General features: G+C 38.5%; 21 protein-coding genes. 12 read left to right on the forward strand and 9 right to left on the reverse strand.

Annotated elements, in window-relative coordinates; all coding sequences use genetic code 11:
- Positions 1 to 1,017, forward strand: a complete 1,017-nt coding sequence (locus MHH37_RS07235) for an inorganic phosphate transporter (protein ID WP_008404804.1) — start codon at positions 1 to 3, stop codon at positions 1,015 to 1,017.
- Here the strand turns inward: MHH37_RS07235 and MHH37_RS07240 are convergent.
- Complete coding sequence (locus tag MHH37_RS07240) at positions 997 to 1,239, reverse strand: hypothetical protein (protein WP_342575623.1); 243 nt, start codon at positions 1,237 to 1,239, stop codon at positions 997 to 999. The genes MHH37_RS07235 and MHH37_RS07240 overlap by 21 nt on opposite strands.
- A gap of 77 nt (positions 1,240 to 1,316) precedes the next feature.
- Positions 1,317 to 2,132, reverse strand: a complete 816-nt coding sequence (locus MHH37_RS07245; protein ID WP_342575625.1) for a serine protease — start codon at positions 2,130 to 2,132, stop codon at positions 1,317 to 1,319.
- 389 nt (positions 2,133 to 2,521) lie between these two features.
- Here MHH37_RS07245 and MHH37_RS07250 point away from each other — a divergent pair, with 389 nt between their 5' ends.
- Positions 2,522 to 3,736: a malic enzyme-like NAD(P)-binding protein gene (locus MHH37_RS07250; RefSeq protein WP_342575626.1), complete on the forward strand. Its 1,215-nt coding sequence runs from the start codon at positions 2,522 to 2,524 to the stop codon at positions 3,734 to 3,736.
- Between the two features lie 103 nt (positions 3,737 to 3,839).
- On the opposite strand, the gene pepF is transcribed toward MHH37_RS07250, so the two are convergent.
- Complete coding sequence (gene pepF / locus MHH37_RS07255; RefSeq protein WP_342575627.1) at positions 3,840 to 5,645, reverse strand: oligoendopeptidase F; 1,806 nt, start codon at positions 5,643 to 5,645, stop codon at positions 3,840 to 3,842.
- Positions 5,646 to 5,800: 155 nt separating this feature from the next.
- On the opposite strand from pepF, the gene MHH37_RS07260 reads away from it, so the two are divergent.
- Together MHH37_RS07260 and MHH37_RS07265 are read left to right on the forward strand one after the other, a co-directional pair.
- A complete protein-coding gene (locus MHH37_RS07260) occupies positions 5,801 to 6,661 on the forward strand; it encodes a patatin family protein (protein ID WP_342576224.1) in 861 nt (286 codons plus the stop codon).
- 172 nt (positions 6,662 to 6,833) lie between these two features.
- On the forward strand, positions 6,834 to 7,973 hold the full coding sequence (locus tag MHH37_RS07265) for a cation:proton antiporter (RefSeq protein WP_342575629.1): 1,140 nt from the start codon (positions 6,834 to 6,836) through the stop codon (positions 7,971 to 7,973).
- A gap of 130 nt (positions 7,974 to 8,103) precedes the next feature.
- On the opposite strand, the gene MHH37_RS07270 is transcribed toward MHH37_RS07265, so the two are convergent.
- The 4 genes from MHH37_RS07270 to MHH37_RS07285 all read right to left on the reverse strand — a co-directional run bounded on the left by MHH37_RS07270 (position 8,104) and on the right by MHH37_RS07285 (position 11,489).
- Positions 8,104 to 8,817 carry a DUF2812 domain-containing protein gene (locus MHH37_RS07270; RefSeq protein ID WP_342575631.1) on the reverse strand — a complete coding sequence of 238 codons (714 nt, stop codon included), beginning with the start codon at positions 8,815 to 8,817 and terminating at the stop codon, positions 8,104 to 8,106.
- Positions 8,814 to 9,128 carry a helix-turn-helix transcriptional regulator gene (locus tag MHH37_RS07275; protein WP_342575632.1) on the reverse strand — a complete coding sequence of 105 codons (315 nt, stop codon included), beginning with the start codon at positions 9,126 to 9,128 and terminating at the stop codon, positions 8,814 to 8,816. The genes MHH37_RS07270 and MHH37_RS07275 overlap by 4 nt, the downstream gene beginning before the upstream one ends.
- Before the next feature lie 126 nt (positions 9,129 to 9,254).
- Positions 9,255 to 10,637, reverse strand: a complete 1,383-nt coding sequence (gene nhaC / locus MHH37_RS07280) for a Na+/H+ antiporter NhaC (protein WP_342575634.1) — start codon at positions 10,635 to 10,637, stop codon at positions 9,255 to 9,257.
- 165 nt (positions 10,638 to 10,802) lie between these two features.
- Positions 10,803 to 11,489, reverse strand: coding sequence for a phosphoribosylaminoimidazolesuccinocarboxamide synthase (locus MHH37_RS07285; RefSeq protein WP_342575635.1), 687 nt, complete (start codon positions 11,487 to 11,489; stop codon positions 10,803 to 10,805).
- Between the two features lie 176 nt (positions 11,490 to 11,665).
- On the opposite strand from MHH37_RS07285, the gene MHH37_RS07290 reads away from it, so the two are divergent.
- Positions 11,666 to 12,088: a universal stress protein gene (locus MHH37_RS07290; protein ID WP_342575636.1), complete on the forward strand. Its 423-nt coding sequence runs from the start codon at positions 11,666 to 11,668 to the stop codon at positions 12,086 to 12,088.
- 53 nt (positions 12,089 to 12,141) lie between these two features.
- Here MHH37_RS07290 and gdhA read toward each other — a convergent pair whose 3' ends face one another.
- On the reverse strand, positions 12,142 to 13,509 hold the full coding sequence (gene gdhA, locus MHH37_RS07295; protein WP_008404788.1) for an NADP-specific glutamate dehydrogenase: 1,368 nt from the start codon (positions 13,507 to 13,509) through the stop codon (positions 12,142 to 12,144).
- Positions 13,510 to 13,680: 171 nt separating this feature from the next.
- Here gdhA and MHH37_RS07300 point away from each other — a divergent pair, with 171 nt between their 5' ends.
- The 3 genes from MHH37_RS07300 to MHH37_RS07310 are packed head-to-tail and all read left to right on the forward strand — an operon-like array spanning position 13,681 to position 15,833.
- Positions 13,681 to 14,139, forward strand: a complete 459-nt coding sequence (locus MHH37_RS07300) for a DUF188 domain-containing protein (RefSeq protein WP_342576225.1) — start codon at positions 13,681 to 13,683, stop codon at positions 14,137 to 14,139.
- Positions 14,140 to 15,468 (forward strand): D-serine ammonia-lyase, encoded by a 1,329-nt coding sequence (locus tag MHH37_RS07305; protein ID WP_340798187.1) that lies wholly within the window; start codon positions 14,140 to 14,142, stop codon positions 15,466 to 15,468.
- Positions 15,469 to 15,482: 14 nt separating this feature from the next.
- Complete coding sequence (locus MHH37_RS07310; protein WP_008404785.1) at positions 15,483 to 15,833, forward strand: DUF4181 domain-containing protein; 351 nt, start codon at positions 15,483 to 15,485, stop codon at positions 15,831 to 15,833.
- 42 nt (positions 15,834 to 15,875) lie between these two features.
- Here the strand turns inward: MHH37_RS07310 and MHH37_RS07315 are convergent, their stop codons facing one another.
- Positions 15,876 to 16,697, reverse strand: coding sequence for a squalene/phytoene synthase family protein (locus tag MHH37_RS07315; protein WP_342575642.1), 822 nt, complete (start codon positions 16,695 to 16,697; stop codon positions 15,876 to 15,878).
- 320 nt (positions 16,698 to 17,017) lie between these two features.
- On the opposite strand from MHH37_RS07315, the gene MHH37_RS07320 reads away from it, so the two are divergent.
- The 4 genes from MHH37_RS07320 (at position 17,018) to MHH37_RS07335 (ending at position 21,427) form a co-directional block, all read left to right on the forward strand.
- Positions 17,018 to 17,149: an RAxF-45 family protein gene (locus MHH37_RS07320; protein ID WP_008404783.1), complete on the forward strand. Its 132-nt coding sequence runs from the start codon at positions 17,018 to 17,020 to the stop codon at positions 17,147 to 17,149.
- Between the two features lie 97 nt (positions 17,150 to 17,246).
- On the forward strand, positions 17,247 to 18,860 hold the full coding sequence (abc-f, locus tag MHH37_RS07325; protein WP_342575645.1) for an ABC-F type ribosomal protection protein: 1,614 nt from the start codon (positions 17,247 to 17,249) through the stop codon (positions 18,858 to 18,860).
- Positions 18,857 to 19,297, forward strand: coding sequence for an ASCH domain-containing protein (locus MHH37_RS07330; RefSeq protein ID WP_340798190.1), 441 nt, complete (start codon positions 18,857 to 18,859; stop codon positions 19,295 to 19,297). Before abc-f ends, MHH37_RS07330 begins: the two co-directional genes overlap by 4 nt.
- A 228-nt stretch (positions 19,298 to 19,525) precedes the next feature.
- On the forward strand, positions 19,526 to 21,427 hold the full coding sequence (locus MHH37_RS07335) for an LTA synthase family protein (RefSeq protein ID WP_342575648.1): 1,902 nt from the start codon (positions 19,526 to 19,528) through the stop codon (positions 21,425 to 21,427).
- The last annotated feature ends 446 nt before the right edge of the window (positions 21,428 to 21,873 follow it).

Here is a 21,873-nt window from a genome sequence, read left to right on the forward strand (position 1 = left end):
ATGGATACGTTATTAATCATTACCGTACTCGTTGTCATCTTTGCGCTGGCATTCGACTTTATTAACGGTTTCCATGATACAGCGAATGCAATCGCCACATCTGTATCGACACGTGCATTAAAACCTCGTGTAGCTGTTCTGTTAGCGGCAGTGATGAACTTCGTAGGTGCGATGACGTTCGTAGGTGTAGCAAAAGCTGTAGCATCTGGAATTGTGGACCCGTTCTCTTTAAACGCATTTGAAGGGGATACAACAGGGTCTGTAGTAATATTGGCAGCATTATGTTCTGCCATCACATGGAACTTATTAACTTGGTATTTCGGTATTCCATCAAGTTCTTCCCATACACTGATCGGCTCAATTGCTGGTGCAGCAGTTGCCTCTGCAGGTATGAATATTTTAAACTATGAAGGCTTCTTTAAAATTTTACAGGCGTTAATTATTTCGCCGATTTTAGCATTGACTCTTGGTTTTATCGTCATGAAACTATTCAAATTTATTTTCCACCGTTCACCATTATATGGGACAACGAAAGCATTCCGATTAACGCAAATCGGTACGGCGGCGTTACAATCGTTTACACATGGTACGAACGATGCTCAAAAAGCGATGGGTATTATTACAATGGCTTTAATCGCAGCAAACTGGCAATCGACTGATGAAGTTCAGGATTGGGTACGTTTTGCCTGCGCACTGGCGATGGGTCTAGGAACGTCAGTAGGCGGATATAAAATCATTAAAACAGTCGGCGGTAAAATTATGAAAATCCGTCCGGTTAACGGGGTAGCGGCTGACTTAACTTCTGCATCAATTATTTTTGGTGCAACAGTCATCGCATTACCAGTTTCGACAACACATGTAATTTCTTCTGCAATTATGGGTGTTGGTGCAGCTCAACGTGTGAAAGGTGTTAAATGGGGAATGGCGCGTAAAATTGTAATCACGTGGTTTATCACATTGCCAATTTCCGCATTAATGGCCGCATTATTCTACTTCTTAATTAGCCTGATTTTCTAATTTTAAAACGGCGCTCAATGATTGAAATTGAGCAGCCGTTTTTTGCTGTTTTGGTGAGGTGGCATTTTCTAATAAACTTGCAGGATGTGCTAATATAGAGCGAAAAGTTCTAATATAACACGGAGTTTCTAATAAAAGGAACGTTTGTTCTAATATGAGCGATTGATCTTCTAATAAACGATATGAAAGTTCTAAAATAGTATCCAACTCTTCTAATATCATTCACAAAAGTTCTAATATACTGAACTGCCTCACGATGGTTCCGAAACCTTTAAGCTGAGTGATATCGACTTTCCTTATCACTTTAAATAAGTGTGAAACAGCTCATGCACATTTTCAATCGGGATAAACAATCCGACTTTCCCGTGACCTTCACGAGTACCTGTTGCAAACACAACCCCGATTACATGTCCGTTTTCATTGATGACCGGGCTACCGCTGTTTCCGCGATAAACAGGAGCATCCATCATAATGATGTCGGGCTGGATGTCAGCAGCAGTCGTATAGCCAATAACCGTTCCTTTATTTGCAATCCCGCTAAATGCAAGCGGATTGCCGATAAAATAGACAGGCTCATTTTTACGGAATTCGCTCGATGGGGAAAGTGACAGAAATGGCAAGTTTTCCGCATCCACTTTCAACAGTGCTAGATCATATTCTTCATATGATTCAACTACTTCAGCTTTATAGAGTGAGTCATCAGGAAAGACAACGGTAATCGTCAATGCATCCTCAATGACATGATCATTCGTAATTATGTAGCCATTATCCGATACCGCAAATCCTGTTCCTTTTCCGGAGTCGGTATCAATTGTGACAACAGATTGTTTATATGTTTGGATATTTTCCTGATTTGATAATTGTGCCGATACTTTTAAAAATTCGATGGCAGGAATGGAATACACATTGAAAATCACAGCAAACGTGCTAAAAGCTAATGTTAATGCCATCAGCCATACTACAATCCGAACAAATGGTTTTTGCTTTTTCGGTTTTTTCGGCTGTGGGTTTAACCGTTCCTCTCGTGCTTTTGCAAGCGCCTTTTCCTGTTCTTCCAAAACAAGTTCCAAAAATTCTTCTTCTGTCAGTTCCTCGGTATGTGTTTTTTCTGTCATTGTGTTCCCTCCGTTATGTATAAGTGTAACAAATGTACGCGGAAATGGAGACAAAAAGTGCTGTTCAAAATTTTTTTTGGAAAGTTTGTGAAGTGTTTCATATTACTAAATTGAAAATACTTCGTGCAATTCATCACATACTTCACCTTGATAAAGCGCGGTTTTGAAAATGACAGCCCTTACATTTACTTTTCTGGGATAATTGATTGTGTTTAAAATCACAAGTTAAACAAGCGCTTACTAATCGCTTTAAACGTTGTTATATCAATGCTTATAGAGTATTTTAAGAACTTATTATAAATTTTAAAAGCTATCGTTGACAAAATAAAAGGTAGAGGTTAACATTCGTAATTACAAAGGACTTCAAAAATTAGAAGGGGATGGTAATTATGGATTTAATGAAAAAGTCGCTTGAAATGCACGAACATTTTGGAGGGAAAATGGAAATTCGTGCAAAAGTTCCGGTTCAGGATAAATATGATTTGAGTTTAGCTTATTCACCGGGTGTCGCTGCCCCTTGTCTTGCAATTGAGCAGAATCCTTCAACGGTGTATGACTATACGATGAAAGGAAATTTAGTAGCGGTTATTACAGACGGAACCGCGGTTTTAGGATTAGGGGATATTGGACCGGAAGCTGCCTTACCGGTAATGGAAGGGAAGGCGTTATTATTAAAGCGCTTTGCAAATGTTGATGCGGTGCCGGTATGCTTAAATACTAAAAATGTAGACGAGATTGTCAATATTGTAAAAGCGATTTCACCGACATATGGTGCAATCAACTTGGAGGATATTTCAGCACCACGCTGTTTTGAAATTGAAGACCGACTGCGTGCTGAATGTTCAATTCCTGTATTTCATGATGACCAGCACGGAACAGCAATTGTCGTAGGGGCAGGTTTAATTAATGCGGTGAAACTTGTGAAAAAAGACGTCGCGAAATTAAAGGTTGTCATAAACGGAGCTGGAGCTGCAGGTATTGCGATTCTCCGTATTCTAATTCAGATGGGTTATACAAATGTCGTAATGTGTGACACGAAGGGCATTATTTATGAAGGCCGTCCTGAAGGTATGAATCCGGTGAAAGAACAGGTCGCTAATTTATCGAATCCGGATCAATTACGCGGCACTTTAGATGATGCATTAGTAGGGGCAGATGTTTTTATCGGGGTTTCGGCAGCAAATATTTTAACGGAAAAGCATATTAAATCGATGGCTATAGATCCAATTGTCTTTGCATTGGCAAATCCGGATCCTGAAATAACGCCGGAAAATGCGAAAAAGTGGGGCGTGAAAATTATCGGTACCGGCCGTTCTGACCATGCTAACCAAGTGAATAATATGTTAGCTTTCCCTGGTATTTTCCGTGGTGCATTGGATGTAAGAGCAACGGATATAAATGAATCGATGAAGCTGGCGGCAGTTGAGGCTATTGCTTCGCTTATAACGGACGAAGAGCTGAATGAAGATTTCATTATCCCAAGTTCGATGGACGAACGGGTTGCAGGAGTAGTTGCAAAAGCGGTTGGATCAGCTGCAATCGAATCAGGGGTATCTGAATTGTTCCAGCAAGAGGATTTTATCAACACTTCGGTAGCCATCTAATAAGGATGTGCTTGAAAGTAAATTCAGCACACCCTGCAATCTAATATAGTGAGGACGAACAATCAGTGGGATGTAGATAATCTCCACTGATTGTAGCATCACGCTAAACTGTTTGAAGCTCAGAAGTCAGTTGCTCCAATTGCGTAATTAAATCACCGATAAATGCGATTGTGTCACGTAATGGCTGTTCAGTCGTAATATCGACACCGGCCATTTGTGCAAGTTCAACAGGTGTTTTCGTGCCGCCTGCTTTTAATACATCGATCCACTGTTCAACAGCTGCTTCGTCACCGTTTAAAATCCGTTGTGAAACTTGAGTTGAAATAGTTAAACCTGCAGAGTACGTATATGGATATAAGCCCATATAGTAATGTGGCTGACGCATCCATGTCAATTCTGCGCCTTCAGTTACTTCAACTGTATCTCCCCAGAACTGCTCAAGCACCTCACGTTTTAATTCATTTAGTTTAGGTGCATTGACGCTTCCTCTAGCATCGATAATTTCATATACTTTGCGTTGGTAAGCTGCTTCAAGTAAATGTGTCACGAAATTATGGTAGTACGTACGGCTAATAATTGTTGAAATGACCCAACGTTTAAAGCGCGCATCAGTTGAATTTTTTAATAGGTGGTTTGCCATAAGCATTTCATTCATTGTTGATGGAGCTTCAATGAAATAAAGTGATGGTCTTGCATTAAAAATGTTTTGCTCTTCATTTGCCAAATAGAAATGACCGGCATGACCAAGTTCATGGGCTAAAACGAATACTTCATTCATTCGGCTTGTCCAAGAAATCAATACATACGGGTGTACACCATATGGGCTTGAACAGAATGCACCAGTTGATTTTCCGGCATTTTGTGCAAAATCGATCCAACGCTCATCAAAGGAACGGTCAATCATGTTCGTATAATGCTCACCCATAATGGCTAAACCGTCCTTCATATATTGGCGGGACTCTTCCACCGTAATTGTCGGCTCATATGATGGGTCCAATGAAATTTTAAGATCCGCAAATGTCATTTTATCCAACTGATGTGTTTTTTGCAGAAGTTTCGCATAGCGACGCATATGTGGTGCCAGCTCATTCATAATTAAATCGATTTGACGGTTATACATCGAGCGATCCACTTGCTGTGACTGTAATAATGAATCAAAAATATTGTCGTAGCCACGAAGGTCTGCATCCGTTTTTTCAATCGTCAAGTGTGAATTATATGTTTTGGCAGTCGTATGCTGATAGTCACGCAGTTTTTTTGAAAAGGCTTCAAAAGCAGCGCGACGTTTATCCGTGTCCGTTTCAAGCTCCCAATCGCCTTCAAACAAGTTGTAGCTAAGCGGGAATGATTCACCATCTACTTCAAAATTCGGGAACTGCATATCGACTAATTTTGTTGTATTGTAAAGCTCATATGGCGCGTCAAATGTTGCACCGAATGCCGCTAGAGCTTTCTCCGCTTCAGGATGTAATTGATGCGGCTTTTGTACTAATAATTTATTAATAAAGTTAGCGTATTCCGGTTTTATATTTTGTGCTTCTTTTAAAACGGCTTCGTCCAAGGCAAGCAAATCACTTTTTACAAATGATAGCTTGGTTGCAAGTTTTGCAGCGAAAGAACCGAAGCTAGCAGCACGCATCTGATTTTCGGTGCTCGTCTGATCAACACTATGTGAAAGACTCGCATATGTTCCAATGACCACCATCTTCTCCTGAATTTTTTCCGTTGCCTCAATTGCCTTAATCGCACCTTGTACATCTGTAATTGTCCCTGCGAGTTCAGCAGCAGTTTCCTCTACAAGTTGCCCTAACTCTTCGATTGCTGCTGTGTAGGCCTGTTCTGTAGCAAATAAATCTTCCAAATTCCAAGTTTCTTCAACCGGTACATCACTACGTTTCAACATTGACATAAGTAGCCTCCTAATATTACGATATTCGAAATAAATAATACCATATTTCTGAATATTTAGGAAGTAGCGAAAATTCGATTAAGAAATATTTTTTATATTATTTAAGACATATAGTAAAATAGAGGAAAGATGGAAATAGGGGAAAGAGTGTGACGATGATGCATGAAGTAAAGGATTGTAGTTTAATACTTGAAGGCGGGACATTTCGAACAGTTTTCACAGCAGGAGTTTTAGATGCTCTAATGGAGGAACAAATAAAGATGCCGTATATTGCAGCGATTTCTGCGGGTGCCATTAACGCGGTGTCCTATATGTCAAATCAGCCTGAACGGACAATGCGTGTTTTAACGACGTATCGCAATGATCCACGCTATATGGGAGCGCGAAATTTCTTAAAAGAAAAAAGTCTTTTTGGATTGGATTTTGCCTATAATATTGTGCCGAATCAGCTTGATTTATTTGATTGGGATGCTTATTACAACTACCCGGGTGAGGTGGAGTTCGGATTAACGAATGCATATACCGGAAAGGTAGAGTATAAAAGTGCGCATAGTATGACAAAAACATGTGATATACTTCAGGCAACATGTGCGATTCCAATACTTTTTCCCGAGATTAAAATTGACAATGTTCCGTATTATGATGGGGGACTATCCGATTCGATTCCAATTAAACGTGCCATCGAAAAAGGATATAACAAGCATTTGCTAATTTTGACGAGGGAACCCGGCTATATAAAAAGTGCCTCGAAAACGAATCAGTGGGCAACGAAGCTTTTCCAAAAACGTTACCCAAGACTCGCGGCTGCAATGAGACATCGTGCGGATATGTATAATAAAACAATGCAACATATCGCTCAAAAAGAGACGGATCAGGAAGCATTCATTTTTAAGCCGGACCGCCCAATCAAAAGCTTTGAAAGCAAAGTCGATCAAATGAAAGCCAATTATGCGGTCGGCTATGAACAGGCACAAAAACAAATGCCTGAATTAAAGATGTTTTTGGGGATTGGATAAGGCAGAAATAAGAATACTAGCATAGTTTACTATAGAATATACTTGCAATAGCGAGGGTAATTATATTAAAATAAAGCTAAGAACATTAAATTAAATAATAAGTGCAAGACAAGGTGGAGCCATAGTCAACTATGGCACCGCCTTGTCTTTTTTGCATTGAAAGGGGAAATTTATGTTTATTTTACAAATTGCGTTAGTTTTATTTGCTACGAAGCTCGCTGGAAATCTTGCTGCGCGAATTGGGCAACCATCTGTACTGGGGAAAATAATTGTTGGTATTATTCTCGGTCCAGCCCTTCTTGGTTGGGTTCATGATACTGAACTGTTGACCGTATTTAGTCAAATAGGTGTTTTACTTTTAATGTTTTTAGCTGGTCTTGAAACGGATCTTCAGGAAATGAATAGAAACAAAAAAGCGGCGATTTATGTTGCTTTAGGTGGTATTATTCTGCCGATTATTTTAGGTTATGCAGGTTCACAGTATTACGGAATGTCTGTAGGAGAATCCATTTTTATTGGTTTATTACTTTCTGCTACATCTGTCAGTATTTCGGTACAGGCATTAAGAGAGCTTGGCTGGCTGAATAGTAAAGAAGGGTCAACATTACTCGGTGCGGCCGTATTGGATGATATTGTAGTCGTTATTTTAATCGCAATTGCGATGAGTTTCTTTGCCGGTTCTGATACAAATATCGGTGTATTGATCGGTAAGAAAGTATTATTCTTCGCCATCTTGATTGTGCTTGCAAAATGGTTTATCCCACACTTCATTAGAATATTTAAGAAATTTAAAGTTACAGAATCGATATTAAGCGCTGGCCTGATGATTTGTTTTGGCTTGTCATATTTTGCGGAGTTCCTAGGTATAGCAGGTATTATCGGTGCTTTCTTTGCGGGGATTGCGATTGCACAAACAGAATTTAAAAATGAAATTGAGCATAAGGTTGAGCCGATTGCATACGGGATTTTTGTTCCATTCTTCTTTGTCAGTATCGGGTTAGCCGTTTCATTCGATGGAATTGGCGATCAAATCGGGTTTATCGTCGTGTTTTCAATTATAGCAGTCGTATCGAAATTTATCGGCTCTGGATTAGGTGCAAAATTAGCCGGATTCAATACGAAATCATCGATGGGTGTTGGTGCTGGAATGGTTTCGCGAGGCGAAGTTGCACTAATATTGGCTGCAATGGGACTTGAAGGTGGCTTGCTGCCGGCTAATTACTATACATCCATTATAATTGTAATTATCGTAACAACAATTGTGACACCACCTCTTTTAAAGGCGATTTTCGGGAAGCGAATTGCAGTTTAGTTTGTAGCATGCTGAAAACTTAAGAAAAAATAAAAAGCAGCAATTTTCTTTTGAGAAAATTGCTGCTTTTCTGCTCTGGGGAGCTTTATTTACTGGATTCTAGTTCTGTCTCAACCGATACCTTAATATATTATGCTTTCCTGACTTTAATCAGATGGTAAAGAGACATTAATAAGGAAATAAACGCAACAAAGACGGTTGCACCAATGACAGCAGCAGCTACAATCTGTACTGCTTTTAAGTCCGATTGTAACAATGCAAAAATCGCAATTAATACTGCGATAGCAGGGATGAACTTTGTAGCTATAACGAAACCGTTTTTGTTTTCTGCTTTCCATTGATTCCCGAATGCAGTCAGCGCAGTCCAGAGTAAAGGGATCGTAATTATGGTAAATAGAAGAGCTAATATAAAGGAAATTGTGTGAATGATGCCAAACGTTTGTTGTGTAATCACCCAAGAAATGATTGTACTCGGAACAAGTATCAACGAAGCAAGTTGTAATGGCTTCACTTGGTTTTTATACTTCTCAATCGTTGTATCACGGTCCGTGTAAATCGGCTTCGTGTTGGGAGCAGCACGAAATAAATGGATATCACCTGCAGAATCCACAAGTGACCAGCCTGCATCTTTGAAAAATTCAAAGTATTCTTCATCCGTATTTTCCAGTGTTCGATAATCTATACTGTATACATAATCAGCACATTCACCTTTTTCAAGTGTGTAGCCTAAAAATGAAAAACTTCGGACATGCCAACCTTCAAGCGAAAGTTTATGCAATTTTTCCAAATCCTTTTGCTCAGAAAATGCTAATCCACCAGACATCATATACTTCGTTTTTGTCATACTTCATCCTCCATTCCTCTTTCAGCTAACTGAATCATCAGCTTTCTAATTGTTAACTCCTCTTTTAAAACGGTTTTGCCTTTTTGCGTCAGTAAATACACTTTACGCCTTGAATCCGTATCGTCGTATAAATAAATCCAACCATTTTGTAAAAGTTTTTTTATAATCGTGTACATTGAAGCTGGACCGATTGAAATATTCCCTTTTGATGTTTCTTCAATTAAATTCATAATCGCGTATCCGTGTTGGGGCGTTGTTAATGCGGACATAATATGAAACATTGAATCGGTCAATTGCTCATTGTTTTTCACTAGGTCACCTCCCGATATATCATAAAGTGATATATATGTAAACAGAATTATCGATTAATTTGATGGGGGAGTGGGAATGCAGGAAAATAAAAAGCCTGCTCGTTCTATAACGGAGCAGGCGATCTTTTAATTATTGCTGATTTTCGTAATCGTAATATTCAACCAGCCAAACAAAATCGTGATGACTGGACTTAACAGGCAAAAGAATGCGAACGGTAAATAGTCGATGACAGAAATATTCAATGTAGAAGCAATGAACAGACCGCACACGCTCCATGGAACGAGCGGATTGATGACAGTACCTGCATCCTCAATTGTACGGGCTAAATTTTTCGGATGAAGCTGAACGGCTTTGAATTTTTCCTTAAATGCTTCACCTGTTAATAACAGCGATAAATACTGTTCACCGATTGTAACGTTAATTCCGATTGCAGTAAATGCTGTTCCCGTGATAACCGAACCGACCGATTTCAACTGGTTTTGAAGCGCCTGTAACAATGTTTGGATAATGCCGAGCGTAAAGAGTAATCCGCCCATAGAAAGGGATAGTACAATCAAAATAATCGTAAACAGCATACTGTTCATTCCGCCACGTGACAGTAATGAATCAATTGCTTCGACTCCGGTCTCCATTGAATAGCCGTTATACAAAATCCCAAACAGTTCGTTCAATGGAATCGAGATGTGGAAATACGATAGCACGATGCCGGAAATCGCACTAATTGTCAGTGTAGCAATGCTCGGCATTTTAAAAATCGTGCAGACAATCAGAACGATGAGTGGAATAACCGCATACCAATGAATTAAATTCGTCGCAAGCAGTGTTTCTTTAAAACTTGTAATAAGTCCCGTATCCATATGCTGACTGCTTGGAGAAATCCACGCATAGACAATGAGTGAAATGATAAATGCGGGTATTGTAGTGTACATCATATTTCTAATATGCGTAAATAAGTCGATGCCTGCAACAGTCGCCGCCAAGTTTGTCGTATCGGACAACGGGGACATTTTATCCCCAAAAAAGGCTCCTGAAACAATTGCTCCTGCTGTAATCGCAAGTGAAGCATCAATAGAACTCGCAACCCCTAGCATCGCAACACCAACTGTTGCAACGGTAGTAAGCGAACTGCCGATTGCTGTGCCGATAATGCTTGTAATAATGAAGATAACCGCATAAAAAAAGCTCGCAGAAATAATGGAAAGACCTATATAAAGTAACGTAGGAATTGTACCGCTTATTAACCAACTGCTGATTAATACACCGATTAACAGAAAAATAAAAACTGCACCAATACTTGTTGACACAGAAGCAATCATACTTTGTTCCATGACGGGGTACGGTACTTTTCGCAGTACACCATACATGATCAGGACAATAATAGCTATTAAAATCGGAATGTGTGGCACACTGCCGAGTTTCATAATGCTATAGGAGATGAGTGCAATAATAAATAAAATTAAAATAAGAGCTTCAAAAAAATGTGGTTTTACATGCTGTTTTGCATTCATGATGATTAGACCTCGCTATTTAGTTTCGCGCTTCAACGCGTTGAAGTACAAAAGTAAGTGTAGCATTTTATTTAGAAAAAGGGAAGGGGGTAAAAATAAAAGGAACATACCGGATAGTCCGGAATGTTCCTCTAGCGCTTGATGAAAGGCATTAAAAAGTTGTAATTATTCAGCAAGCAAAATCTTTTCTAATTGTAATGGTTCAATATATGTATCACCTTGATATGCACGCATATTACCGCCTGAAATTTCATCAATCAGTAAAATTTCACCTGTTTTTGCATCGCGGCCAAATTCCAATTTAATATCATAAAGCGTTAATCCTTTTTTCTCTAACTCAGCTGCAACAAATTTTGAAATTTCGATTGTGCGTTGTTTCAAAATTGCATATTCGTCATGAGTTAAAATACCAAGCATTGCGAGTGCATCTTCTGAAATAGGAGGATCGAGTCGTTCATCGTCTTTAATTGTTACTTCTACAAATGAATCCAAATCCTGACCTTCTGTTGCATAAGCACCATAGCGGCGTAAAAAAGAACCGACTGCTTTAAATCGGCAAATAACTTCCAAACCTTTTCCGAAAACAGTTGCTGGTTTAACCGTCATTGTCGCTTCATCAAAATTTGCCTCTACGTAATGTGTCGGTACATTTAATTGATTTAATTTAGAGTAAAAGAAGGAAGTAAGTTTTAACCCGGCAAGCCCGGCACCATCAATTGTTAAACCGACTGTATTTGCACCTGGATCAAAAACACCATTTTCTCCAGTTACATCATCTTTGAATTTTAATAAAAAAAGTTCATTTTCTAGTTTAAATACATCTTTTGTTTTACCTGTATAAATTAATTCCACGTGAGATACCTCCAATAGTAATTTCAAGATTTATTATAACACGAATGATTTTATATTAATAACATAAAAATGTTCGTATTTTGAAGAAAGACGTCTAACCTTATGGGAAGTGTGCCCTTTGTTTACAATGTAATGGTAACATTTGTTATACTAATTTTAGACAAGGAGTGATTTAGATGCTAAAAACGTATAAAAATATTGTTGTGGCAATAGACTTTTCGGAAAAAGCTAAAGTTGCTTTTGAGCGCGGTATGAACATTGCTCGATTGACAGATGCCACATTGCATTTAGTAAGTGTAATTGATACACATTCTTTCGGCTCAGTGGAAGCATATGATCTAAAGTATGCAAAGGCTCTAACGGAAAAAACTCTTGATCAGTTAAAGGAATACAAGGTTATAGCAGAGCAGGCCGGCGTTAAAAATGTACAAGTATCAGTTGAAGAAGGGTCGCCGAAAGCAGTATTGACGAACTTGGCCGATACCGATTTGATTATTGTCGGAGCAACTGGTTTAAACCGTGCAGAACGCTTCCTACTCGGCTCTGTATCGGAAAATGTTGTACGCAGCGCCAAATGTGATGTTTTAGTAGTACGTTAAAAAAATAAACCCGCAATACTCCTTAATCGAAGGAAATTGCGGGTTTTTGTTAATTAATAAACGCCTTCTACAAGCATACCGTTCGCTACTTTAATGAAGCCGGCAATGTTTGAACCGACAACTAAATTGCCTTCATAACCGTATTTTTTCGCTGCATCCGAACTTTCTTTAAAAATTGATTTCATAATGCCATGCAGTTTTTCATCAACTTCCTGGAAAGTCCAGTAATTACGGCCGGAATTTTGAGCCATTTCAAGTGCTGATACGGCAACACCACCTGCATTTGCTGCTTTACCAGGACCAAATAATACATCGCTCGCTAAAAACTCATTGATTGCATCTAAATTCGATGGCATATTTGCACCTTCTGCAACGACTTTTACCCCATTTGCAATTAACGTACGAGCCTGATCGCCGTTAATTTCATTTTGTGTTGCACATGGAAGAGCGATATCACATGGAATTGTCCAAATACCGTCACAGCCTTCTGTATAAAGAGCATTTGGACGATAATTTACATATTCTTTAATACGCTTCCCTTCAACTTCTTTTAACTGTTTAACAATTTTTAAATTAATGCCTTCCGGATCGTAAATGTAACCTGAAGAATCTGAGCAGGCCACTACTTTCGCTCCAAAGTGCTGGGCTTTTTCAATTGCATAAATTGCTACATTTCCAGATCCTGAAACGACAACTGTTTTGTTGTTAATTGAAAGTTTTGCTTCACGAAGCATTTCTTCAACAAAGTATACTAAACCGTATCCTGTTGCTTCTGTACGTGCTAATGAACCGCCGTAGCCAGGTTTTTTACCTGTTAATACACCTGCTTCATATGCACCGCGAATTCGCTTGTATTGCCCCCATAAATAGCCGACTTCGCGTGAACCTACACCAATATCTCCGGCCGGAACATCGACATCAGGACCAACATAGCGGTATAATTCTGTCATGAATGCTTGGCAGAAGCGCATAATTTCTGCATTTGATTTACCTTTTGGATTAAAGTCGGAACCGCCTTTACCTCCGCCGATCTGTTGACCAGTTAAAGCGTTTTTGAAAATTTGTTCAAAGGCTAAAAACTTCATAATAGATTCGTTTACAGTAGGATGGAAGCGTAAACCACCTTTATATGGCCCAATAACATTATTATATTGAACACGGTATCCGCGGTTTACTTGTACTTGGTTTTGATCATCTTGCCAAGCGACACGGAAAGAGATGATTCTGTCGGGCTCAACGATACGTTCTAAAATGTTATGTTGAATGTATTCAGGATGTTGTTCGAATACAGGAACTAGAGAAAGGAAAATTTCTTCCGCTGCTTGTAAGAATTCTAATTGATGTGCGTTCTTAGATTTTAATTTTTCAAACACTCCATCAACATATTGCTGTGCGTTACTCGTTGTTGTCATTGTCGTCATGTTTATACCCCCAAATGGATTAATAAGTATACATTAGTATGAATTATCAAACAATTCAATTATATTTTATGTAACATCACTGTGTGAAATCGATGTTAAAAAAGAGAAAACGTTTTCAATTATTATATTGATATAATGATTTGGAGTTGCTTTTGGAAAGGATGATGAACTATTTTACAACTATTAATTGATGCAGATGCTTGCCCGGTTGTTGATTTAGCGCTGTTTATTTCATCTCAATATGAGATAAGACCAATCTTGTTCTGCGATACATCACATCGAATGGAACGGGAGGGTGCAAAAACAATTATTGTCGACAAGGGACCAGATTCTGTTGATTTTAAGCTCCTCAGTGTCTTAAAGAGAGGAGATATTGTCATAACAGGAGATTATGGTCTTGCTGCGATGTGTATAGCAAAAGGTGGAATTGTGATCAATCACAACGGGAAAGAACTGACGTCAGACAACATAGATCAACTGTTGGCATTTCGATTTGAAAGTGCGAAAATAAGACGTGCAGGGGGACGTACGAAAGGACCCAAAAAGCGCACGGGAGAAAATAATTTGGCTTTTGAAACAAAATTTCGACAAATTTGTGAACGTGCGATTTTTGAGAAGGAGGAATCATAAATGAATCAGCAAATCCTAAATTTAGACGCATTAAAAGCGCGCTTTCCGTTAATTGAAAAGCTGCAATCCGAACAATACGTATTTTGGGAAAATGAAAATGTAGCGAAAGATAGTCAAGTATCCGAACAAGTAACACTCGATATGATCCAGGACGCAGAAAATAGATTGAAGCGTTTTTCTTCTTATATAAAGGTCGCATTTCCAATCACGAAATTTTCAGACGGTATTATTGAATCGGAATTAAAAGAAATTGCGTCGATGAAGAAACTTATAGAAGGAAGACGCGGTTTTAATATTCCCGGAAAATTAATGCTTAAATGTGATCATGCATTACCGATCGCCGGTTCGATTAAAGCGCGTGGCGGTATATACGAGGTGTTGAGTCATGCCGAAAAGCTGGCAATCGATGCCGGTATGATAACAGAACAAGATGATTACGCAAATTTCCATAGTGAAGAATTCCGTAAATTTTTTAGTCAATATAAAGTAGCGGTCGGGTCAACGGGCAATTTAGGTCTGAGTATCGGTATTATTAGCGCAGAGCTTGGCTTCCAGGTAACGGTGCATATGTCGATAGAGGCAAAGGAATGGAAAAAAGAACTGCTGCGCGAAAAAGGAGTAGAAGTAATCGAATACGAATCTGATTACACGTCTGCCGTGGAAAACGGCCGCCAAGTAGCAGAACAGGATCCAACATGCCATTTCGTTGATGATGAAAATTCCATCGATCTGTTTTTAGGATATTCAGTAGCGGGTCTGCGCCTGAAAGAACAGCTACAGCAAGCAAAAATTACAGTCGATGCAAATCATCCGTTATTTGTTTATCTGCCTTGCGGTGTTGGCGGTGCGCCTGGAGGAATTGCCTATACTTTAAAACAAATTTACGGTGAATATATTCATATTTTCTTTGCAGAACCATTTGCATCACCATGTATGCTTTTAGGATTGATGACCGGTATGCATGACAAAATTAGTGTGAATGATATTGGGTTGTCCAATCGGACGGAAGCTGACGGATTGGCGGTAGGGCGGCCTTCACGATTTGTCGGAACATTGATGGAATCCGTTATAAGCGGATGTTATACTGTGGATGACAGCTTTTTATTTAGAAGTTTAAAAGGTATGTTTGAGACGGAAAACATTTTTATGGAGCCTTCAGCACATGCGGGAGTTTATGGTCCGATCGAATTAATGATGCAGGGGACTTCGTACATTGAAAAGCATGGGCTAACAGATAAAATGGAAAACGCCACACATATTATATGGTCAACAGGCGGCGATTTAGTGCCTGAAGAATTACGACAGCAATATTTACAAACAGAGATATAGAAGGGAAGTCGCTTGTGTTAATTGTAGTAGTGATCATCGCATTTTTTGGAGCAGGTTTACTCGATTTAAACTTACGTAAAAAATATAACATCCCAAAAAACGAGAAATTTATGGATCAGTATGTGGGGATTTGGCATCTCTTCTTGGAAATCTTCCTATGTTTCATGTTTTTATCGTATGTAACTATTAATCTATTTGACCAAAAAACATTATATTCTGTATTGTTTGCGTTCATTATGATTTTATTTATAGTTCGTGGATTATTGGAGTTTTGGTTAAGAAGAGAAAAGCGTCGTCATATTATTTCATTTACTTATGTAGTGCTTTGTGCAATTTGCAGTATCGCAATTGCCATTATTATGTAAGAAAGAAGTGTGTTTGGGGAGAACCCCTCAACACACTTCTTTTTAGTCTACCTGGATTTCTTCAACTGTCGCTTCAACTTCTGAGCGGGACATTTTTTCTCGTCCTTCTTTCATGGCCTGCAACGTTTTATGCGCCAATGCTAAAGGCAGTCTACAGAATAATTTAATCGAACGTTTATCTAAATCTTTCATATAAAGGTCGGCCTTTGCCAGGTTTTCCTCTGCATAAGCAAATAGTTCAGCACGCGTCCAGCCATCGGGTACGAAGCTGACACCGCGCTCATCCAAATCTTCCTGCTCATTACGTAGAATGTTTACTGCCTGTAAACCGCGACCATAGCCGATTGCCAGTTCACGGTCTGTTTTCGTGCCGACACTCCATTCCCAAAGCTCCGAAAGCATGACACCGACTAAACCAGCCACGTAGTAGGTATAGTCGTCCAAGTCTTCTTTCGTATGCACCTGCCAATTTGCGAGCGCCCATTTTGCCATCCCTTCCGCCATCTCACTCGTCGCAGATGTGACAATAGAGAAAGCTCCTTGAGGGCAAACTTCCAGCCAGTCAGCAAGACGTAGTGTCACTTCAGGCATTTTGTCCTTTATAGGTGCCAAGGCACCAAGGTAAGCATTGTTATCGAAGACAGAGGCTTTCAATAATTCCGCTACTTTTAATAATGTTGCATTTTTCATTTCATTGGAAACATCTTCATGATCTTCAATTTCATCAATCGCTCGCATCGCTAAATAGGCCGAGGCAACCGTTAATTTTAATTCTTTATCTAAAAAAGTAATGGGGATAAAAAATGTACGGCTCGTCTCTTTTAATACGCGCATCGCATCTTTTTGTAAAGCTTTATTCGACATAAGGAAAACTTCCTCCATTCTAAATTGCATCCACTTATTATCGTAACGCAAATTTGTAAAAAGGGAAAATAAAAGTTCCGGCTTTTCTTGATCGGGGGAGGAGGATAAGGCGGATATAGAACATCAGGGCTCGAAAGTGGAACAAGTTGAGAGGAAAGTAGAAAGTTTGAGTGAGAAAGTGGAATATCTCAACCAGAAAGTAGAACGAAACCGCCGAAAAGTAGAATCCCGTCCCAAAAATAAGCACTCATTTCCAGTATGTACATATTTATTGAAATATGGTAATATTAGAACAATTCAAATGGACGGAGGTGAACGGAATGAAGAAGTTGGCGATTGAGACAGGTGTAAAAGTGGATACAGCTATGTATTTTGCACGTGTCATTACTTTTAAATTCGGGTCTAACGGGATAGGTGTGTCCTTTTTTAGACAATTTAAAAATAATGCGTAGCTAATTAACTTCATTCTTTTCACCAATACTGAAAAGACTGCTCTCGTTAATGAGCAGTCTTTTTGTTTTTTAGCTGCGCCGTTGGAGGCGTAGAAATATGCAGTTAAAAGCAGAAAACATTACGAAAATTATCGGTGGCAACACCATTTTTAAGGATCTTTCTATAGAAGTAAATACAGGTGAACGTATCGCAATTGTCGGTCGAAACGGCAGCGGAAAAACGACATTATTTAAAGTACTGGCAGACATTGAACAGCCGGATGAAGGACGGATCATAAAATCGAAAGGTCAAACAATCGGCTACTTGCATCAAATTCCCCGATACACGAATACATCCGTTTTTGATGTATTGTCAAAAGCATTTGCTGAATTACATCAAATTAAAGACCGTTTAGCTCATTTGGAAAAGCAGATGGCAACTGATTTATCGGAGAAGATTTTAAATCAATACGGTGAGCTGCAAGAGCATTATTTAGCAAAGGGCGGATACGAAATCGAAGCGAAAATCGCATCGATCGCCAATGGACTCGCGATTACAAAGTTATTAGATCAACCTTTTGATGCGCTGAGCGGAGGAGAAAAAACAAAGGTAATGCTCGCTCAAATTTTATTGCAGCAGCCTGATATTTTGCTGTTGGATGAACCGACAAATCATTTGGATCTTGCTGCAACACAGTGGCTTGAAGATTATTTGAAATACTTCAAAGGTACCGTTGTTGTAATCTCGCATGACCGGATGTTTTTAAATAAAATTGTTCAGTATGTGGCAGAAATTGAAGACGGCCAAATTTGGGTAAGTAAGGGTAACTATGATCAGTACATTAATAATAAAGAAGCAAAAATAGCGCAACAGTTTGCGGCATATGAAGAACAGCAAAAAAAGATTCAGAAGATGAAAGAGGCGATTCGCCGATTACGACAATGGGCGAATGAAGCGTCTCCTCCCAATCCTGATTTATACCGTAAAGCGAAAGTAATGGAGAAAATGCTGGCACGAATGGAAATCGTCAAGAAGCCCAAAACCGAGCGACATATGAATTTACAATTGAAAACCGAAGACCGGACTGGAAAAGAAGTGTTTATGCTGAAAAACATTTCCCATGGGTTTGAACATGACTTTTTATTTATGGATGTTGATTTATCGATACATTTTCAAGATAGGGTAGCGATTGTTGGGAATAACGGTACGGGAAAATCCACGTTATTAAAAATTCTATTAGGGGAAATTGCGCCGGTTGATGGAGAGGCAAGACAAGGGAGCAATTTAAAGATCGGTTACCTTGCACAGCAGTTTGACCAATTGAACGGCAAGCAGCGTCTTATCGATGCATTCCGAGAGCAAATTTCGCTAACGGAATTTGATGCACGGCATATGCTCGCCAAATTTTTGTTTTACGGTCATGATGTATTTAAAAAAGTAGATCAACTAAGCGGCGGGGAAAAAATGAGGCTTCGATTAGCTCAATTAATGATTCAAAAATGCAATGTTCTTGTATTGGATGAGCCGACGAATCATCTTGATATTGAGTCGAGGGAAGCGCTTGAAGAAGCATTGGAGAACTTTGAAGGAACCATACTTGCGATTAGTCATGACCGCTATTTTTTGCAAAAACTATTTACGAGAACGGCTTGGCTAGAAAATCAGCAGCTAACCGTTCATGATGGTCCATTTGAATGGGCGCAGTCGAAACAAAAGGAGTTAAGCAAATGAATAATATAGAAGCATATTGGCAGCATTATTGTGATTCGGAAGGTATGGAAAATATCCGTTATAAAGAAGCATTTCAATTTGGTGAAAAGGCGGATTGGCTTGCAGGACTTGTCGAGGAGGGCACTAAAACCGCAACTTGCTCGAGTTTTCCGTTGTATGAACGAGAAGGGGAAAGTTTACCGGAAATTGGGGACTACCAAATTGTTTTAAACAGTAAGGATGAACCGGTAGCGATCATACAATCCTATTCTATTGAAATATACCCATTCAATGAAGTACCTGTTGATTTTGCTTTGGCAGAAGGAGAAGGTACTTATGAGGAATGGAAGGAAGCACATGTCGCGTTTTTTAGCAGAGAACTCTCAGCGCAAGGTCTGGAATTTACCGAGGAAATGCTGACTGTTTGTGACCGCTTTAAAAAAGTTTTTCCTAAATAAGATTAGAAAGCTACAATATTAATAGCTAGACCTAAAAAATGGAGGGATTTGCTTAGGCTAACCTCCATTTTTTTACTGTTTTTGTTCAAGAACAACATTTCCTGGCAACAATTGCTATCGGACATCGTTACATAATAGTTGCATAGGTTAATGTTTTTTTGATATATTAAATCTTGTTTTTCTCTATATAAAGGGAAAAATGTTTTGAATAGAAAGAGTGATTACAAGGTGAAAAACTTAGTAAAAAATAAAAGCTTATTAAATAATTTCCTAGCGATTTTCGTTCTGGCCGTTTTAATGCTATGGGCGAAAACTTACATTACACAAGTGACGCAGTTTAAGCTGGGTGTTGAGGGGCCGCTCCAGCAGTTTCTTTTATTGATCAACCCATTGGGATCTGCGCTACTATTTTTATCAGTTGCATTTCTGTTTAAAGGAAAAAGAAAACTGACAGTATTGATCTTTATCTATACGTTGATGACAATTCTTTTATTTGCAAATGCTGTATATTATCGTTTCTTCAGCGATTTTATTACACTACCTACGATATCTCAAACACAAAATTTCGGGGATTTAGGCGGCAGTGTATTAACTTTATTAAAACCTTATGATGTATTATTTTTTGTGGATATTTTCGTGTTGATCTATATTCGTTTTTCAAAAAAAATTAATTTCCAATCCGGCAAAATCGGATTCAAAATGCCGGCAGCAGTTGTGGCTGCGGCAATTATATTGTCTATTGTTAACTTGCAATTAGCGGAAGCAGATCGCCCGGATTTATTGAGCCGAGGCTTTGACCGCAGTTATATCGTAAAATATTTAGGAATGTACAATTATTCAATTTATGATTCTGTTAAAACGTTTGAAGCATCTTCAGAGCGTGCTTCAGCTGACAGCAGTGATATTGCGGAAATAATAAACTATACAAATTCATTTTCATCTCAACCAAACGAGAAGTATTTTGGTAAAGCAAAAGATATGAATGTTATTTATTTACATTTGGAATCTATGCAGTCATTTTTAATTGACTATGAGCTTGATGGCGAACAAGTAACACCGTTTTTAAATTCATTGGTTAAAAATGAAAATACAATGTATTTCGATAACTTTTATCATCAAACAGCGCAGGGCAAAACGTCCGATGCTGAATTTATGTTAGAGAATTCTTTATTCGGATTGCCACAAGGCTCGGCCTTTATTACGAAAGGACAAAATACGTTTGAAGCCGCACCATCGATTCTAAAAGATTATGGGTATACGTCTGCAGTATTCCACGGTAATAACGGCAGCTTCTGGAACCGAAATATGATTTATAATCAATTTGGCTATGATGAATTTTTTGATGAAAGTTCATATGATACAGCAAATTCGAAAAACATGGCGGAGTACGGATTAATGGATAAACCATTTTTCGAGCAGTCGCAAAGCTTGCTAGAAACATTGCCGCAGCCATTCTATACAAAATTCATCACGGTTGCCCATCACTTCCCATATAAGATTGACCAGGATTTAGTGTCGATCGGGAAAGCGACGACAGGTGATACGAGTGTCGATAATTATTTCCAGACAGCTCGATACGCTGACGAAGCAATTGAACAATTCTTTACGTATTTAAAAGAATCCGGTCTGTATGAAAATACAATGATTGTGATGTACGGAGACCATTACGGAATTTCCGACAACCATAATAAAGCGATGGAACAAATTATTGGTGAAGAAGTGACACCTGTTGTAAATGCCGATTTACAGCGTGTGCCTCTCTTTATTCATGTGCCGGGTATGGAAGGCGGCGTTAACCATACGTATGGTGGCCAAATAGACCTTCTTCCGACAGTACTGCATTTACTTGGTGTTGAAACGAAAAACAATATTCATTTTGGGACAGACCTGCTATCGGAAGAGCATAGCGAAATCGTTCCGTTCAGAAACGGTAATTTTGTCAGCCCGACGATCTATTCATTGGACGGCAAATACTACGATCCGAAAACAGGCGAAATGCTCGATGAATCGAAAATGGAAACAGCAGATAAATTAAAAGCGATGGTAGAAGAAAAACTTCACTATTCAGATAAAGTTGTTAATGGGGATTTATTACGCTTTCATTCTAAAGATGGAAGTATAAAAGAATAAGCAGAACAATTTAAAATTGAATAAATATACTCAGGCATCATCTATTTTGATTAATTCAAATGGATGATGCCTTTTTATTATGGCTTAAAAAATAATTATAAATATCCGAGTAAAGAAAAATACTTTTCAAAATCCATCGATATACACGAAAAACTCTATTTGTTTCATAATAATTCACTATTGGAATTGATGTTCATTTTACATATACCACAATGAATAGATATTTTAATTACCGTCTGATGTGATGTAATAACTTATATTGGAATATAAAGTGAAATTATGATTTGTTATTAAAACCATAACATTAATCGTGGTATCAGTTAATTTTACTATTTAAAAGTACTAAATTGTTGAGAATATTTTCACCTGATTATCTATATAAATTAAGAGACAGATATTCAATTGCTTAATAGGTTGTAATCTTTTTGTATAAGCAACATATAGTG

The sequence above is a fragment of the Solibacillus sp. FSL K6-1781 genome, assembly GCF_038630735.1.
Taxonomy (GTDB): domain Bacteria; phylum Bacillota; class Bacilli; order Bacillales_A; family Planococcaceae; genus Solibacillus; species Solibacillus silvestris.

Excerpts from the sequence above, each read along its gene's own strand:
- MHH37_RS07265 (WP_342575629.1), top strand. The coding sequence starts at position 6,834 with ATGTTTATTTTACAAATTGCGTTAGTTTTATTTGCTACGAAGCTCGCT.
- MHH37_RS07260 (WP_342576224.1), top strand. The coding sequence starts at position 5,801 with ATGATGCATGAAGTAAAGGATTGTAGTTTAATACTTGAAGGCGGGACA.
- MHH37_RS07315 (WP_342575642.1), bottom strand. The coding sequence starts at position 16,697 with ATGTCGAATAAAGCTTTACAAAAAGATGCGATGCGCGTATTAAAAGAG.
- MHH37_RS07330 (WP_340798190.1), top strand. The coding sequence starts at position 18,857 with ATGAATAATATAGAAGCATATTGGCAGCATTATTGTGATTCGGAAGGT.
- MHH37_RS07250 (WP_342575626.1), top strand. The coding sequence starts at position 2,522 with ATGGATTTAATGAAAAAGTCGCTTGAAATGCACGAACATTTTGGAGGG.
- abc-f (WP_342575645.1), top strand. The coding sequence starts at position 17,247 with ATGCAGTTAAAAGCAGAAAACATTACGAAAATTATCGGTGGCAACACC.
- MHH37_RS07305 (WP_340798187.1), top strand. The coding sequence starts at position 14,140 with ATGAATCAGCAAATCCTAAATTTAGACGCATTAAAAGCGCGCTTTCCG.
- MHH37_RS07290 (WP_342575636.1), top strand. The coding sequence starts at position 11,666 with ATGCTAAAAACGTATAAAAATATTGTTGTGGCAATAGACTTTTCGGAA.
- MHH37_RS07240 (WP_342575623.1), bottom strand. The coding sequence starts at position 1,239 with ATGATATTAGAAGAGTTGGATACTATTTTAGAACTTTCATATCGTTTA.
- nhaC (WP_342575634.1), bottom strand. The coding sequence starts at position 10,637 with ATGAATGCAAAACAGCATGTAAAACCACATTTTTTTGAAGCTCTTATT.
- MHH37_RS07270 (WP_342575631.1), bottom strand. The coding sequence starts at position 8,817 with ATGACAAAAACGAAGTATATGATGTCTGGTGGATTAGCATTTTCTGAG.
- MHH37_RS07235 (WP_008404804.1), top strand. The coding sequence starts at position 1 with ATGGATACGTTATTAATCATTACCGTACTCGTTGTCATCTTTGCGCTG.
- pepF (WP_342575627.1), bottom strand. The coding sequence starts at position 5,645 with ATGTCAATGTTGAAACGTAGTGATGTACCGGTTGAAGAAACTTGGAAT.
- gdhA (WP_008404788.1), bottom strand. The coding sequence starts at position 13,509 with ATGACGACAATGACAACAACGAGTAACGCACAGCAATATGTTGATGGA.
- MHH37_RS07245 (WP_342575625.1), bottom strand. The coding sequence starts at position 2,132 with ATGACAGAAAAAACACATACCGAGGAACTGACAGAAGAAGAATTTTTG.
- MHH37_RS07320 (WP_008404783.1), top strand. The coding sequence starts at position 17,018 with ATGAAGAAGTTGGCGATTGAGACAGGTGTAAAAGTGGATACAGCTATG.